Source organism: Chryseobacterium sp. LJ668 (assembly GCF_019613955.1).
Classification (GTDB): domain Bacteria; phylum Bacteroidota; class Bacteroidia; order Flavobacteriales; family Weeksellaceae; genus Chryseobacterium.
The window spans coordinates 887,074-900,675 of the sequence record NZ_CP080443.1 but is presented as its reverse complement, the minus strand read 5'-3'; the positions used below and the strand labels follow the sequence as shown (position 1 = coordinate 900,675).

General features: G+C 35.1%; 9 protein-coding genes. 7 read left to right on the top strand and 2 right to left on the bottom strand.

Annotated elements, in window-relative coordinates; all coding sequences use genetic code 11:
• The first annotated feature begins 46 nt into the window (after positions 1–46).
• The 3 genes from K0U91_RS04280 to metF all read left to right on the top strand — a co-directional run bounded on the left by K0U91_RS04280 (position 47) and on the right by metF (position 5,260).
• Positions 47–1,138 (top strand): fatty acid desaturase family protein, encoded by a 1,092-nt coding sequence (locus tag K0U91_RS04280; protein ID WP_220180677.1) that lies wholly within the window; start codon positions 47–49, stop codon positions 1,136–1,138.
• Positions 1,139–1,142: 4 nt separating this feature from the next.
• On the top strand, positions 1,143–3,809 hold the full coding sequence (metH, locus tag K0U91_RS04275; protein ID WP_220180676.1) for a methionine synthase: 2,667 nt from the start codon (positions 1,143–1,145) through the stop codon (positions 3,807–3,809).
• A gap of 491 nt (positions 3,810–4,300) precedes the next feature.
• A complete protein-coding gene (gene metF / locus K0U91_RS04270; RefSeq protein WP_220180675.1) occupies positions 4,301–5,260 on the top strand; it encodes a methylenetetrahydrofolate reductase [NAD(P)H] in 960 nt (319 codons plus the stop codon).
• A 56-nt stretch (positions 5,261–5,316) separates the two neighbouring features.
• Here metF and K0U91_RS04265 read toward each other — a convergent pair whose 3' ends face one another.
• Both K0U91_RS04265 and K0U91_RS04260 read right to left on the bottom strand, forming a co-directional pair.
• The gene (locus tag K0U91_RS04265) at positions 5,317–5,802 is read right to left on the bottom strand and encodes a hypothetical protein (protein ID WP_220180674.1); all 486 of its coding nucleotides are present in this window, start codon (positions 5,800–5,802) and stop codon (positions 5,317–5,319) included.
• A 15-nt stretch (positions 5,803–5,817) separates the two neighbouring features.
• Positions 5,818–6,972, bottom strand: coding sequence for a hypothetical protein (locus K0U91_RS04260; RefSeq protein ID WP_220180673.1), 1,155 nt, complete (start codon positions 6,970–6,972; stop codon positions 5,818–5,820).
• A 98-nt stretch (positions 6,973–7,070) separates the two neighbouring features.
• Between K0U91_RS04260 and folE the strand changes: the two genes are divergently transcribed.
• The 4 genes from folE (at position 7,071) to K0U91_RS04240 (ending at position 13,484) form a co-directional block, all read left to right on the top strand.
• Positions 7,071–7,739, top strand: a complete 669-nt coding sequence (folE, locus tag K0U91_RS04255) for a GTP cyclohydrolase I FolE (RefSeq protein ID WP_219971579.1) — start codon at positions 7,071–7,073, stop codon at positions 7,737–7,739.
• A gap of 131 nt (positions 7,740–7,870) precedes the next feature.
• Positions 7,871–9,337, top strand: coding sequence for a cysteine--tRNA ligase (cysS, locus tag K0U91_RS04250; RefSeq protein WP_220180672.1), 1,467 nt, complete (start codon positions 7,871–7,873; stop codon positions 9,335–9,337).
• Positions 9,338–9,539: 202 nt separating this feature from the next.
• Positions 9,540–10,703 carry a T9SS type A sorting domain-containing protein gene (locus K0U91_RS04245; RefSeq protein WP_220180671.1) on the top strand — a complete coding sequence of 388 codons (1,164 nt, stop codon included), beginning with the start codon at positions 9,540–9,542 and terminating at the stop codon, positions 10,701–10,703.
• A 129-nt stretch (positions 10,704–10,832) separates the two neighbouring features.
• On the top strand, positions 10,833–13,484 hold the full coding sequence (locus K0U91_RS04240) for a 4-alpha-glucanotransferase (RefSeq protein WP_220180670.1): 2,652 nt from the start codon (positions 10,833–10,835) through the stop codon (positions 13,482–13,484).
• Positions 13,485–13,602: the final 118 nt, after the last annotated feature.

The following is a 13,602-nucleotide window of genomic DNA, read 5'->3' as shown; positions in this document are numbered from 1 at the left end:
ATTTAGAGCAGGTATGAAAATACTTTAAATCCAAATTAAGAATCTTATGGAAAAGCCAATTTACCAAAAAAATCCAGACGACGCCAAAATGTTTAATGAATTAAGAAAAAGAGTGAATCAGCGAGTAGAAAAACTTCCCAGAAACAGAGATGTTTACATCCAGATTAAAGCCATATTTTTGCCTTTGGTCTATTTCGGTTTGTATGTGTTTGCGCTTCTCAATGCAGATCAATTGTGGGTTTATATTTCGGGTTTTGTGTTGATGGGTATTTCGCTGGTTCTGATTTATTTAAATTTAATTCACGAGTCAGCTCACAACAATATTTTTAAAAATAAAAAATTGAATAGCCTTGTGCTGCAGATTTTCGATTTTGTGGGAGCCAATTCCTACATCTGGAAAAAAAGACACATCGCAGCGCACCACGCCTATCCTAATGTCGACGGCTGGGATACCGACATCGAGCAAAGCGGACTTTTACTCATCGTTCCATGGATCAAGGCTAAAGGAATTCAAAAATACCAGCATTTATTTTTCTTTTTAGTATATCCATTATATCTCTTCAACTGGATGTTCATCAGAGATTTCAGAGATTTTTTTGATAATGAAAGAGTGATTCTTAAGACACAGGGCAAAATTCCTGTTTCAGAAAAAATTAAGATGATTTGTTTTAAATTATTTTACTTTTTTTATCAGATCGCTGTGCCGGTTTTGTTTTTTAAAGTCTCACTAAGCTTGGCTTTGGGAGCCTGGTTTTTACAGGTCATTGCAGCAAGCATTTTTGCACTTTTTGTACTGTTACCACTACATCCGCTTCCTGACAATGCGTTTCCGAAGTTGGATGAAAAAAACGGACTTCCGTTCAGCTGGATTCGCCATCAACTGGAAGTAACCAATGATTTAAAAGAAAATAACTGGTTTGTGAGAAATGTGCTGGGAAATTTCAACTTTCATGTTGCCCATCACCTTTTTCCAAACTACAGCTATATGTATTATAACGAAATCACGGAAGAAATTGAGCAGTTTGCCAAAGAAAATAATTTGGGCTACAAACGATTTCCGATTTTTACCGCTTTAGGCAAACATGTCGATTTGCTGAAGCAAAATGCGAATAACGCATATTTTATTTTAGAAGAATAATTCAATGAAATATTTAAAATTATCAGGGCTCGAACCCTTGATCATTACTCCGGAATCAAATTTTATCAACGTCGGTGAAAGAACTAACGTTGCCGGATCTAAAAAGTTTTTAAGATTAATAAAAGAAGAAAAATTTGCTGAAGCTTTAGATATCGCAAGAGATCAGGTGGATGGTGGTGCTCAGATTCTTGATGTGAATTTTGACGACGGTTTGATCGACGGAAAAGCTTCCATGATTAAATTCCTCAACCTTATTGGCTCCGAACCTGACATCTCCAAAATACCGATCATGATCGATTCTTCCAAATGGGAAATTTTGGAAGCCGGTCTTCAGGTCGTTCAGGGAAAATGTGTGGTGAATTCCATCAGTTTAAAAGAAGGAAAAGAAGAGTTTGTAAAACACGCCAAAGCGATCAAAAGATACGGAGCAGCTGTGATTGTTATGGCTTTTGATGAGGTCGGTCAAGCCGATAATTATGACAGAAGACTGGAAATTACCAAACGATCATATGATATTTTAGTTGATGAGATTAAATTTCCTGCTGAAGATATTATTTTCGATCTAAATATATTCCCCGTTGCAACAGGAATGGATGAACACCGTCGAAACGCAATCGATTTTATTGAAGCGACACGCTGGGTAAGACAAAATCTTCCGTATGCTTCGGTGAGTGGTGGAGTTTCTAATGTCTCGTTCTCTTTCCGTGGAAATGATACGGTGCGCGAGGCGATGCACTCCGTTTTTCTTTATCATGCGATCCAGGCCGGGATGAATATCGGAATCGTAAATCCTGCATTGCTTGAAGTATATGATCAAATCAATAAAGAACTTCTCGAACTCGTTGAAGATGTAATTCTCGACAAAAGAGAAGATGCAACCGAACGACTTTTGGATTATTCTGAACGAAATAAATCGATCAAAAAAGAAAAAGTTGAGGAACTCGAATGGCGTACACATTCTTTGCAGGAAAGAATTACGCATTCTCTGGTAAAAGGGATTGACCGTTTCATCGAAGAAGATGTAGAAGAAGCCAGATTGCTTGCTGACCGGCCTCTGCACGTTATCGAAGTCAATCTGATGACCGGAATGGGCGTTGTCGGAGATTTATTCGGTGCAGGGAAAATGTTTCTTCCGCAGGTGGTAAAATCGGCCCGTGTGATGAAGAAAGCTGTAGCTTATTTACAACCCTTCATCGAAGCCGAAAAAGACGTAGCTCAGAAACCCAACGGAAAAATTTTGATGGCAACCGTAAAAGGCGACGTTCACGATATCGGAAAAAATATTGTGAGTGTAGTTTTGGGTTGTAATAATTATGATATTGTTGATTTGGGCGTGATGGTTCCGGCTGAGAAAATTATTCAGGCGGCGATCGACCACAACGTCGATGTCATCGGTTTGAGCGGACTGATTACGCCAAGTTTAGATGAAATGGTGTACATCGCTTCGGAACTGGAAAGACAGAACTTAAATTTCCCTTTATTAATAGGGGGTGCAACGACTTCAAAAGCGCATACTGCAGTAAAGATTGATTTAAAATATAAAAATGCAGTCGTTCATGTGAATGATGCTTCCAGAGCGGTCAATGTAGTAAGTTCATTGCTTGGGGACCGAAACAAGGAATATGTGGATGATTTAAAAAGTGATTATTCAGATTTCAGAGAAAAGTTCCTGAACAGACAGGTTGATAAAAATTACGTTACCATCGAAGATGCCCGAAGAGATAAATTCAAAATCGATTGGGAAAACGAAGAAATTTTCACGCCTAACAATTTGGGAATTCAGGTTTTTGAAAATCAGGCTCTGGAAGAATTGATTCCGTTTATCGACTGGTCGCCGTTTTTCAGAAGCTGGGACCTTCACGGAAAGTATCCTAACATTTTTGATGATGAGGTTGTTGGCGAGCAGGCAAAAGAACTGTTTGCAGACGGACAGAAAATTTTAAAGAAGATAGTTGACGAAAAACTCTTGGTAGCCAAAGCGGTCTTTGGAATTTTTAAAGCCAATTCAAATGAAACCGATGACATTTTAATTTATGATGAAAATGATCAGGAAAAAGTTAAGTTTTTAACGTTGAGACAACAGGTTCAGAAATCAAAAGGGAAAGATTATATCGCATTAAGCGACTTTATCGCACCAAAAAGTTCAGGGAAAACCGATTATATGGGAGCTTTCTGTGTGTGTACAGGTTTCGGAACGGATGAATTGTCTGATCAGTATGAAAAAGACAACGACGACTACAACGCAATTATGGTTAAAGCAATAGCCGACCGTTTTGCGGAAGCCTACGCTGAGTTTTTACATAAGAAAGTCCGTACAGAATATTGGGGATACGCCAATCAGGAAAATTTAAGCAACGAAGAATTAATTGCCGAAAAATATAAAGGAATTCGTCCTGCTCCGGGTTATCCTGCATGTCCCGATCATTTGGAAAAACATGAGATTTGGAACCTTTTAAAAGTGGAAGAAAATATCGGAGTTTATCTTACTGAAAGTTTGGCAATGTTCCCAACGGCTGCCGTTTCCGGATATTATTTTGGGAGTCCGCACGCCAAATATTTCGGTTTAGGGAAAATATCAGAAGACCAGTTGAAAGATTATTCCAAAAGAAAAGGGATTTCTTTACAGGAAGCCAGAAAGTGGCTGAACCCGAATTTAGCAGACGGAATTTAAAATGAAAAAACTAATCTTTATTTTATTTCTCAACCTGGATCTTTTTGTTTTTGTACAAAATATCTGGTTACTGTAAATGCAGACAATTTAAAGGAAACTGGAAAGTTTAAATTAATGCTTAAAAATATTGATGGGAAGTTTTTTAAAATTCCAAAAGAGATTAATTTCTGTAATATGAGATTAGTAGATCTGGAATTTTATAATGAAATTACTCAATCTTTTAAAAAAATGGAATTGAGTAATAAAGATATTGATTGCTTTACCTATAAGGATAAAGATATTAAGCTTAAGCCGAATAAAATATATGTTTATAATGTAAATATAAAATCGGACTTCGAAGTAATACAAAGCAGTAAATTTTTTGAAATTTTTAATGATAGGAAGTACAGATTTAAAATTTCATTTTACCTCGACTCTTATATTCAATGCGGAGAATCGAACAGATTAGGTACTGACTGGATATACAAAAATTAAACTACGATTCATAAAAAATGAAAATCACAGACCACATAAAAAACGCCAACGGCAAAACCTTATTTTCTTTGGAGGTTGTTCCGCCCCAAAAAGGGATAGGGATTGAAGATTTATACAGGAATATCGATCCTTTGATGGAATTTAAACCGCCATTTATTGATGTCACTACTTCAAGAGAAGAATATATATACATCGATAAAGGCAACGGTTTGATGGAAAGACGTATTACCAGAATGCGACCCGGAACCTTGGGCATTTGTTCAGCAATTCAGCATAAATACAGCGTAGATACTGTTCCTCACTTGCTTTGTGGAGGCTTTACCAAAGAAGAAACAGAATATCTTTTGGTCGATTGTATGTATTTGGGCATAGATAATATCATGGCGCTTCGTGGTGACGCAATGAAAGGACATCAGTATTTTGAAGCAACTCCTGGAGGGCATTCCAGTGCAATGGATTTAGTAAATCAAATTAATAATTTGGGAAGAGGAAAATATCTTCATGATGAAGACCAAATTTGTGACGAGCACAATAAATTTTGCATCGGCGTAGCCGGTTATCCCGAAAAGCATATGGAAGCTCCATCAATGAATTACGATCTGAAATGGCTGAAGCAAAAAGTAGATGCCGGTGCAGATTATATCGTTACGCAAATGTTTTTTGATAATAAAAAATTCATTGAATTTGTGCAAAAAGCACGTAAAATGGGTATTACAGTTCCTATTATTCCGGGTATAAAGCCGATTGCAACAAAAAAACATTTGAAATTATTGCCTCAGGTTTTCAAAATAGATTTACCCGAAGATTTAATCAATGCAGTGGAAAGTGCAAAAAACAATGAAGCTGTAAAGCAGATTGGTGTAGAATGGGCAATAACTCAATGTAAAGAATTGCTTGATTTTGGTGTTCCTGTTTTACATTTTTACTCAATGGGAAAAAGTGATAATATTAAAAAAATTGCCGGAGAGCTGTTTTAAATAGTTAGTAATATGAAAATAAATACGGCTTTAGAAATTTTCTAAAGCCATATAGTTTATAATTCGTTTTGATGCTGAACCAATTTGTCAAAGACGCTTTTTGTTGTAGGCTTTGAAGAGTTGGTGTTAAAAATAAACATTCCGCTGTCGATATTGAAGTAATATTTTTTTGTGCTGTCAGTAATAGAAAACCATTTCAATAAACCATTAACGATATTTACATCCTCCCATTTGATGGAACATTCATCTAAAATAAATGTGTGTGGATTTTGATCTAAAGTATCCCTGAAAATAATTTTTCGGTCTTCAAGATAAATGATTCTACTTCCCTGAAATGCTTTTAGTTTAAAGAATTGATCTTGAGTATTTCCCATATTATATCTTACAAAAGCATAATATTCAGGAGTACCGATTCGCTCCAAAAGCATCTTTTGCTTCTTCTTTCTGCTTTGTGCAGCCAGATAGGCAATCAAAAAAATAATTGCAGGAATCGATAAAATAAAAAGGAAAAATAAAATAAGTACAAAAACTAATGAATCCATAAATTGATATTTAAATTAAACCATTGGGTGTTTCTCAAACTCCTTATTCCTGTCAAACAAATACCTGTATGTTGCCAGTTTCCTTGTCATTTCGGTATCTAAATGCTTCGCAAGCCCGAGCATCTTTGGATTAAAATCCCCAATCCATTGCATCTCAAAATCTTTAAATTTTGTTTCTACCTGGAAATGTTTTGCGGCTTCCACAATGAGATATCCTTCCACACCTTTGTTTTGCCATTCAGGAAGAACACCGAAAATCAGTCCGACAAATTTTGTATTGTGCTTAAAAGTTTTATAATACAAAAACTTTAATTTTTCCAATGTCCCGAATTTTCCATTAAGATATTTAAACCATTGATTCAAATCCGGAATATTGATCCACATAGCAATCGGGTTTCCACTTTCATACGCAAACCATGCAATGTGCTCATTCATAACCGGTTTCATATTGTTGAACAGTTTTTTTACATCATTGAGAGACATCTGCTTTCCGCCGCCGTGGCTTTCCCAGGATTTATTATAAATGGTATAAAAATCTTCAGCAAACTTATTGAGATGGACCTTGTTTACAGGTTTTGCAGAAAACAGCTCGTTTTTAGAATGTTTGGCGTGCATGATATTAAAAATTCTCGATGTTGGAGCATGGGCCTTTCTGCTGAAGCACAGTTGGTTAAAATAAATTTCAAATCCGTAATTTTCAAAAAGCTCTTTGTAATAAGGGAAATTATAATTCATTCCATACAAAGGCTGGTCAAACCCTTCGATCAAAACTCCCCAGAATTTATCTCGTTCGCCGAAATTGATCGAGCCGTCCATCGCTTCCATACCTCTTTTTTGAAGCCATTCTTTACAGTTGTCAAAAATAAAATTAGCTGTTTCCTGATCATTGATACAGTCAAAAAAGCCAATTCCACCGGTCGGTTGCTTTTCGATATATTGTTTATTGACAAAAACAGCTACTTTTCCAATAGTTTCTCCATGTTTATTTTTAAAAAGGAAACGGGTGCTTTCACCATTTGCAAAACACTTATTTTGACTGCTATCGAATACGCTTTCGATATCTTTATCCAAAGGACGGATATACGCTTTGTCATCTTTATAAAGTCTTGCCGGAAATTCCAGAAATTCTTTCTTTTGCGCAATATTCATTACTTCTTCGACACTAATCATAATATTTGAGACTTATAGGGTGAAAGGTAATTCAAATTTGACCTAAATTAAAATATAGAATTAATTTTATCCGTATTTTTGTTGCAAAATAAATAAAAATGGTTGATTTTACCGATAACGATGATGATATTTTCACGGGAAAAGAGCATACGCCGATCCGTGAAGATGCTTTTGAGAAATCGCCACAGGAAAAGATAGAAATTATTACGCAACTTTTTGGAGAAATTATGGAAACTTTAGGCCTTGATATGACCGATGATTCTTTAAAAGATTCTCCGAAACGTGTCGCTAAAATGTATGTGAATGAAATTTTTGGAGGACTTCTTCCAGAAAACAAACCCGGAATTTCTACATTTTCAAATAAATATAAATACCGACAGATGTTGGTAGAAAAAGACATCACAGTATATTCTTTCTGCGAACATCACTTTTTACCGATAATCGGAAGAGCGCACGTTGCATATATTTCGAGCGGTGATGTGATCGGACTTTCGAAAATTAACAGAATAGTAGATTATTACGCAAAAAGGCCGCAGGTTCAGGAGAGATTGACGATGCAGATTGTCGATGCGCTGAAAGATGCTTTAGGAACCCAAAATGTTGCTTGCATTATTGATGCAAAACATCTTTGCGTCAATTGCAGAGGGATTAAGGATACCGCAAGTTCGACCATTACTGCGGAATTAAGTGGGATTTTCAGAACCAATCCTATTACAAGACAGGAATTCCTTCATTATGTAGGAAGTCATGCAAAACTCGATTATTAAAAATTTAGAAATGATAAAATTTAAAAAAGTTTCAAGCCAGATTTTCATCACAACCATTATTTGTTGTGACAGAATTTGTTTGACCAATTTTTAAGTCTTATAATCATTCAATCTTTTAATTACAAAAATAAATGCAACTAAAAATATACAATTCGCTAACAGCGGAAAAAGAAATATTCACTCCTATTTTAGAAGGAAACGTTGGGATGTACGTTTGTGGGCCAACAGTTTACAGCAATGTGCATTTGGGAAATGTGCGAACTTTCCTTTCTTTCGATTTTATCTACCGAAGCTTAATGCATTTGGGCTATAAAGTAAGATATGTAAGAAATATTACTGATGCAGGCCACCTTACTGACGATGGAGACGTTAATAACGATCGTTTCGTAAAGCAAACCCGTTTGGAGAAATTAGAGCCTATGGAAATCGTACAAAAATACACAGTAGATTTTCATAAAGTTTTAGAAATGTTTAATCTTTTACCCCCGAATATTGAACCTACAGCAACCGGTCATATCGTTGAGCAAATAGAATTGACTCAGAAATTAATCGAAAAAGGTTTTGCTTACGAAAGCAACGGTTCAGTTTATTTTGATGTTTTAGAATATAACAAAAGAGGTCTCAACTATGGTGAACTTTCTAAACGTAATATAGAAGAACTTTTTGCCAATACAAGAGATCTTGACGGACAAGGAGAAAAGAAAAACCCACAGGATTTTGCCCTTTGGAAAAAAGCTTCCCCGGCTCACATCATGCGTTGGAATTCTCCATGGGGAGAAGGTTTTCCGGGATGGCATTTGGAGTGTACTGCGATGAGTACCAAATATCTAGGAGACAGATTTGATATTCATGGAGGGGGAATGGATTTGAAATTCCCGCACCATGAATGTGAAATTGCACAGGGAAAAGCTTGCAACGACGTAGAGCCGGTAAATTACTGGATGCATGCCAATATGCTAACGATGAATTCTCAGCGGATGAGCAAGTCAACCGGAAATTATATTTTACCTAAACAATTGGTTTCCGGGGAAAATGATTTTTTTGAAAAGCCTTTTCATCCTACAATCGTTCGTTTCTGTTTTCTGCAGGCTCATTACAGAAGTGTTTTAGATATTTCTAGCGATGCGATGATTGCAAGCGAAAAAGGATTTACAAGATTGATGGAAGCGGTGAAAGTATTAAATTCAATTGCTTCAAATGATCAAAATGAATCTGGTTTTAATCTTAAAGAATGGAAAACTAAAGCTTATGATGCTTTAACAGATGATTTCAATTCACCGGTTTTGATTGCACATTTATTTGAAGCAGTGAAATTTATTTTTGCTTTAAAAGATGAAAAAGAAACGGTTTCAGCTAAAGATTTAGCAGATTTGAAATTAACGTTGAGTGCTTTGATATTTGATGTTTTAGGACTTCAGGCGATTGAAGAAAATAATAATGAAAAGTTAGACCAAACGTTGCAGGTTTTAATCGAACTGAGAAATCAGGCAAGAAAATCTAAAAACTTTGAGCTTTCAGATCAGATCAGAGATAAGCTTTTGGCTGAAGGAATCGAACTAAAAGATGGAAGAGACGGAACCTCTTATGTTTTGAATTAAAATATTTTTTTTAAACTTTATACCTCTCGCAGATTTTACGGAAAGAGTAGATTTTAATATAGTCATCTCCTCAATCCGTAAAATCTGCGAGAGTTTTTTTATATGCTAAACTATAGCTGAATTTTCATAATAAATTTTTAAAAATAATTTAAAAATTGTTTAACTTAGTAAGACTAAAACAATTACCAATAAATTTTAAAATATGAAAAAACATTTACTCCCTGTCATTCTATTATTACTTGGAAACACCATCAATGCACAGCAGGATCTTTTTGCGCTGGCGGGTAAAGATTCTCCACGAATAGAATTCAGCGATTTCCGTGCGATGAATGCAAACGGAACTTCCGGTCAAAGTATTTTCGGAGTTTCTTCGGAAGCAAAAGTAGTTTCTCAATCACGAAAAACTTCTGTTACTGAAGATAAAACTTCCTACAATCATGCTCAGGCAATGACTTTAGCAGCTTTGGCTTACGATTATTCCGGTGATAATTTGGTGTATATGCCGATGTTTTCGTCTAATATTTATGTTTTAAATCAAAAAACAAAAGAAATAACATTGATTGAAAATACTGTTGCACGGGTTACATCTTGTGATATCAATTCTCATATCACGAGAATGACAACGGGTTATGATGGGAATATGTATGCCCTCAATAATTCAGGAACTCAGTTTATCCAAATAAGTAAAAAAAATAATCAGTACAGCGTAAATGATCTCGGAATTATAACAGATGATGCTGAAAATGGTAAAAATTCTTTCACAGCCATGGAAACTGGCTTTGGCGGAGATATGATTGCTGATGCAGATAATAATTTCTATGTTTTCTCTACTTCGGGTAATGTGTTTAAAGTTTCAACTAAAGAATTAAAGGCAAAATTTATAGGAAAAATATCGGGACTTCCTGAAACTTATTCTGTAAACGGAGCAGCCGTGAATTCTAAAGGTGAAGTTGTGATTGCAAGTGCGAAAGGAGCACCTATGTATGAAGTGAGCCTTAATGATCTTGAAGCAAAACAGCTTTCAGGTGAAAGCAATCTACATATTTACGATTTGGCGAGTAAATATTTTGTCAACGACAGAGCAACCGCTGTTAATGTTTTTGCTAATCTGGATGTATATCCCACTAAAGTTGATGAACATTTTATCTACATCAATGTCAATGACAAATCTGTAAAAGGAAACATCAAAATTAACGTTTTTGACATTTCTGGAAAGACTGTTTTGACGCAGAGATTATCTGTAAAAGAAGGAAATCTGAATCAGCAGGTTGATCTTAAAACTTTAGTGACTGGTTCATATATTGTCAATATCACTGATGAATCTGGAAAAGCTTTACTGAATAAAAAGATTCTTATAACAGAATAAATTTGATTATTTTAAATGATTACATGTACCTTTTCTCCAACGTGGGAAAAGGTTTTTTTATGATTATTTGATCCTGTAACGGTTTGTTTTTCAATTTTAAAACTGTATTTTTATCAAAAAAATAGATAGATGAAATTATATTTTAACGTTGGTTATCGGGCAAATGCTGGTGAAAACCTTCAGCTGGTAATTGATGAGAACGGAAGTGTGCCAAAAATCCACACCATGTTTTACACAGAAGATGGCTATTGGAAATGTGAAGTAGATTATTTTTCAAAATCAATATCGTATCATTATCAGCTTGTAAACGACAAAAATAATGTGGTAAGACAAGAGTTTGTTTCGCATCAATTGAGTTTTCCTCACAATTATAAAGAGTTTTTAATCTTTGACCAATGGAACAATAAGAATTTTCCCGAAAATTATCTCAACAATAAAATATTATATAATAAGCTGAATCAGTTTGTTCCGAAAAAATTATCTGTACTTAAAAAACATAGTCATTTATTCAGAATTGAAGCACCAATATATCATCCAGAATGGGAAATCGTCCTGTTCGGAAATGTTCCGGCTCTGGGAAACTGGGATTATGAAAAAGCCGTTCATCTTACACAAACTGATTTTGGTGTTTGGGAAGCCTCCGTCGAGATTCCCGGAAATCAACAGATTCAGTATAAATATGCAATTTTCGATACACTTGAAGGAAAAGTGATCGATGTTGAAACCGGTGATAACAGATTTACAATTCCTAATCTTCAGAAAGATGTTTTGCAGATTTCAGCAGATCATTATTTTAAATTCAGATCTTATCAAATGTATCATGCGGCCGGAGTTGCAGTTCCTGTTTTTTCTTTGAGAAGTGAAGAAGGCTTTGGTGTCGGTGAATTTTCAGATTTAAAAAAACTGGCCGATTGGTCAAAAGAAACTTCACTCGGAATTATTCAGATTCTTCCTATCAATGACACCACGGCAAATTATACATGGACAGATTCTTATCCATACGCTGCTGTTTCTGTATACGCTTTGCATCCCCAATATATTTCTATAAGAAATTTAGATTATAATTTACCTAAGGAATTAGTTGAAGAATATGAGGCTGAAAAATCAGATTTAAATTCTTTGGATTTAATTGATTACGAAAAAATGATTTCAGGTAAATGGAAATATCTGAATGCTGTTTTCAATACTGAAAGAGATAAAATTTATAAAGACAGAAATTTTAAAAAATTCATTAAAGACAACGAATCCTGGCTTCTTCCTTATACAGCATTCTGTGTATTGCGAGATAAATACAAAACACCCAACTTCAACGACTGGAAGACCCATAAAAAATATATAGCAGGAAAAATCTCACCATTTTTCTCACCAAAAAATAAAGAATATGATACCTCCATGCTTCATGCGTGGGTGCAGTTTCAGCTTCATAAGCAACTGAAAGATGCTGTTGACTATATTCATAGTTTAGGAGTTTCTTTAAAAGGTGATCTTCCGATTGGTATCTACAGGCATTCTGTAGAAGCGTGGACTGAACCTGAGCTATTTGGAATGAATTTCCAGGCTGGCGCACCACCAGATCAGTTTACAGAACTTGGGCAGAATTGGGAGTTCCCAACTTATAATTGGGAAGCGATGAAAGCCGATAATTATCAATGGTGGAAAAACAGATTCAAAGCTCTGGAGCAGTATTTTGATGCTATGAGAATTGATCATATTCTGGGTTTTTTCAGAATCTGGAGAATGCCTGTTTCTGCAACTCAAGGAATTTTAGGATATTTTTATCCTGCTGTTCCGATTGTTTTGGAAGAATTTAAGGCAAGACATATTCCGTTTGATTTTGACAGATACTGCAAACCTTACATCAATGACTTGATTCTTTGGAATTATTTCGGAGATCAAAGTAATAAGGCATTAGATTTTTTGAATAATAATTTAAACGGAACTTATTCTTTTAAAGAAGAATTTGATACCCAGAGAAAGCTTTCAGATCATTTTAAGAAAAAATCTGCTGGTCATATTGAAGGTCAGCTCCTTGCGCTTTGTGCAAATGTTTTATTCTTATCAGAAAAAAGAGCTGGTGAGACTGTTTATCACCCGAGATTTAATGCTTTTAAAACAGATTCTTACAAGTACTTGTCAGATTGGGAAAAGAAAGCGATTTACGAATTGTACCACGATTATTTCTTCAAAAGACAGGATTTTCTTTGGAAAGAAAAAGCAATGGAAAAGCTTCCTGTAATTCTAAATTCTACGAAAATGTTGATTTGTGGTGAAGATTTAGGGATGGTTCCTGATTGTGTTCCGGAAGTGATGGATGAGTTGGCAATCGTTGCCTTAAAAGTTCAACGGATGCCGTCTGAAAATATTTCTTTTTATGATCCTAAAAATGCAGGCTATCTTAATGTAGTGACAGCCTCATCACACGACAGCTCAACCTTGAGACAATGGTGGGAAGAAGATGCTCAACTGACTCAGAAATACTACAACCAACAGTTGATTCAATACGGAAGAGCTCCGCAAAATTTGGAGCCGTATGTAGCTGAAATCATCATGAAGCAGCACTTGTACAATGATGCAATGTTGGCTATTTTCCCATTGCAGGAATTTCTCGCAACTGATAGGCAACTGACTAATCTTAATTCGGCAAATGAAAGAATTAATAATCCTGCAGTATTCCCGCACTATTGGCGATACAGAATGCATATAAATGTCGAAAATTTAAAGAAAAATACATTATTTAATCAAAAAATTTCTGATTGGGTGAAAGATAGTGGTCGTGCATAATAAAATAATCATATTGATTATCAGTTGATTAAAAGATTTATAAAAGAAGTTTTACTTTAGGGTTTAACTTCTTTTTTTTCTTTACATCCAAAAGACAAGAATGAAAGTTCTGCTATAT

What these genes read in the sequence shown, in the direction of transcription:
- K0U91_RS04280 (WP_220180677.1), top strand. Translation starts at nt 47, where the DNA reads ATGGAAAAGCCAATTTACCAAAAAAATCCAGACGACGCCAAAATGTTT.
- metH (WP_220180676.1), top strand. Translation starts at nt 1,143, where the DNA reads ATGAAATATTTAAAATTATCAGGGCTCGAACCCTTGATCATTACTCCG.
- metF (WP_220180675.1), top strand. Translation starts at nt 4,301, where the DNA reads ATGAAAATCACAGACCACATAAAAAACGCCAACGGCAAAACCTTATTT.
- K0U91_RS04265 (WP_220180674.1), bottom strand. Translation starts at nt 5,802, where the DNA reads ATGGATTCATTAGTTTTTGTACTTATTTTATTTTTCCTTTTTATTTTA.
- K0U91_RS04260 (WP_220180673.1), bottom strand. Translation starts at nt 6,972, where the DNA reads ATGATTAGTGTCGAAGAAGTAATGAATATTGCGCAAAAGAAAGAATTT.
- folE (WP_219971579.1), top strand. Translation starts at nt 7,071, where the DNA reads ATGGTTGATTTTACCGATAACGATGATGATATTTTCACGGGAAAAGAG.
- cysS (WP_220180672.1), top strand. Translation starts at nt 7,871, where the DNA reads ATGCAACTAAAAATATACAATTCGCTAACAGCGGAAAAAGAAATATTC.
- K0U91_RS04245 (WP_220180671.1), top strand. Translation starts at nt 9,540, where the DNA reads ATGAAAAAACATTTACTCCCTGTCATTCTATTATTACTTGGAAACACC.
- K0U91_RS04240 (WP_220180670.1), top strand. Translation starts at nt 10,833, where the DNA reads ATGAAATTATATTTTAACGTTGGTTATCGGGCAAATGCTGGTGAAAAC.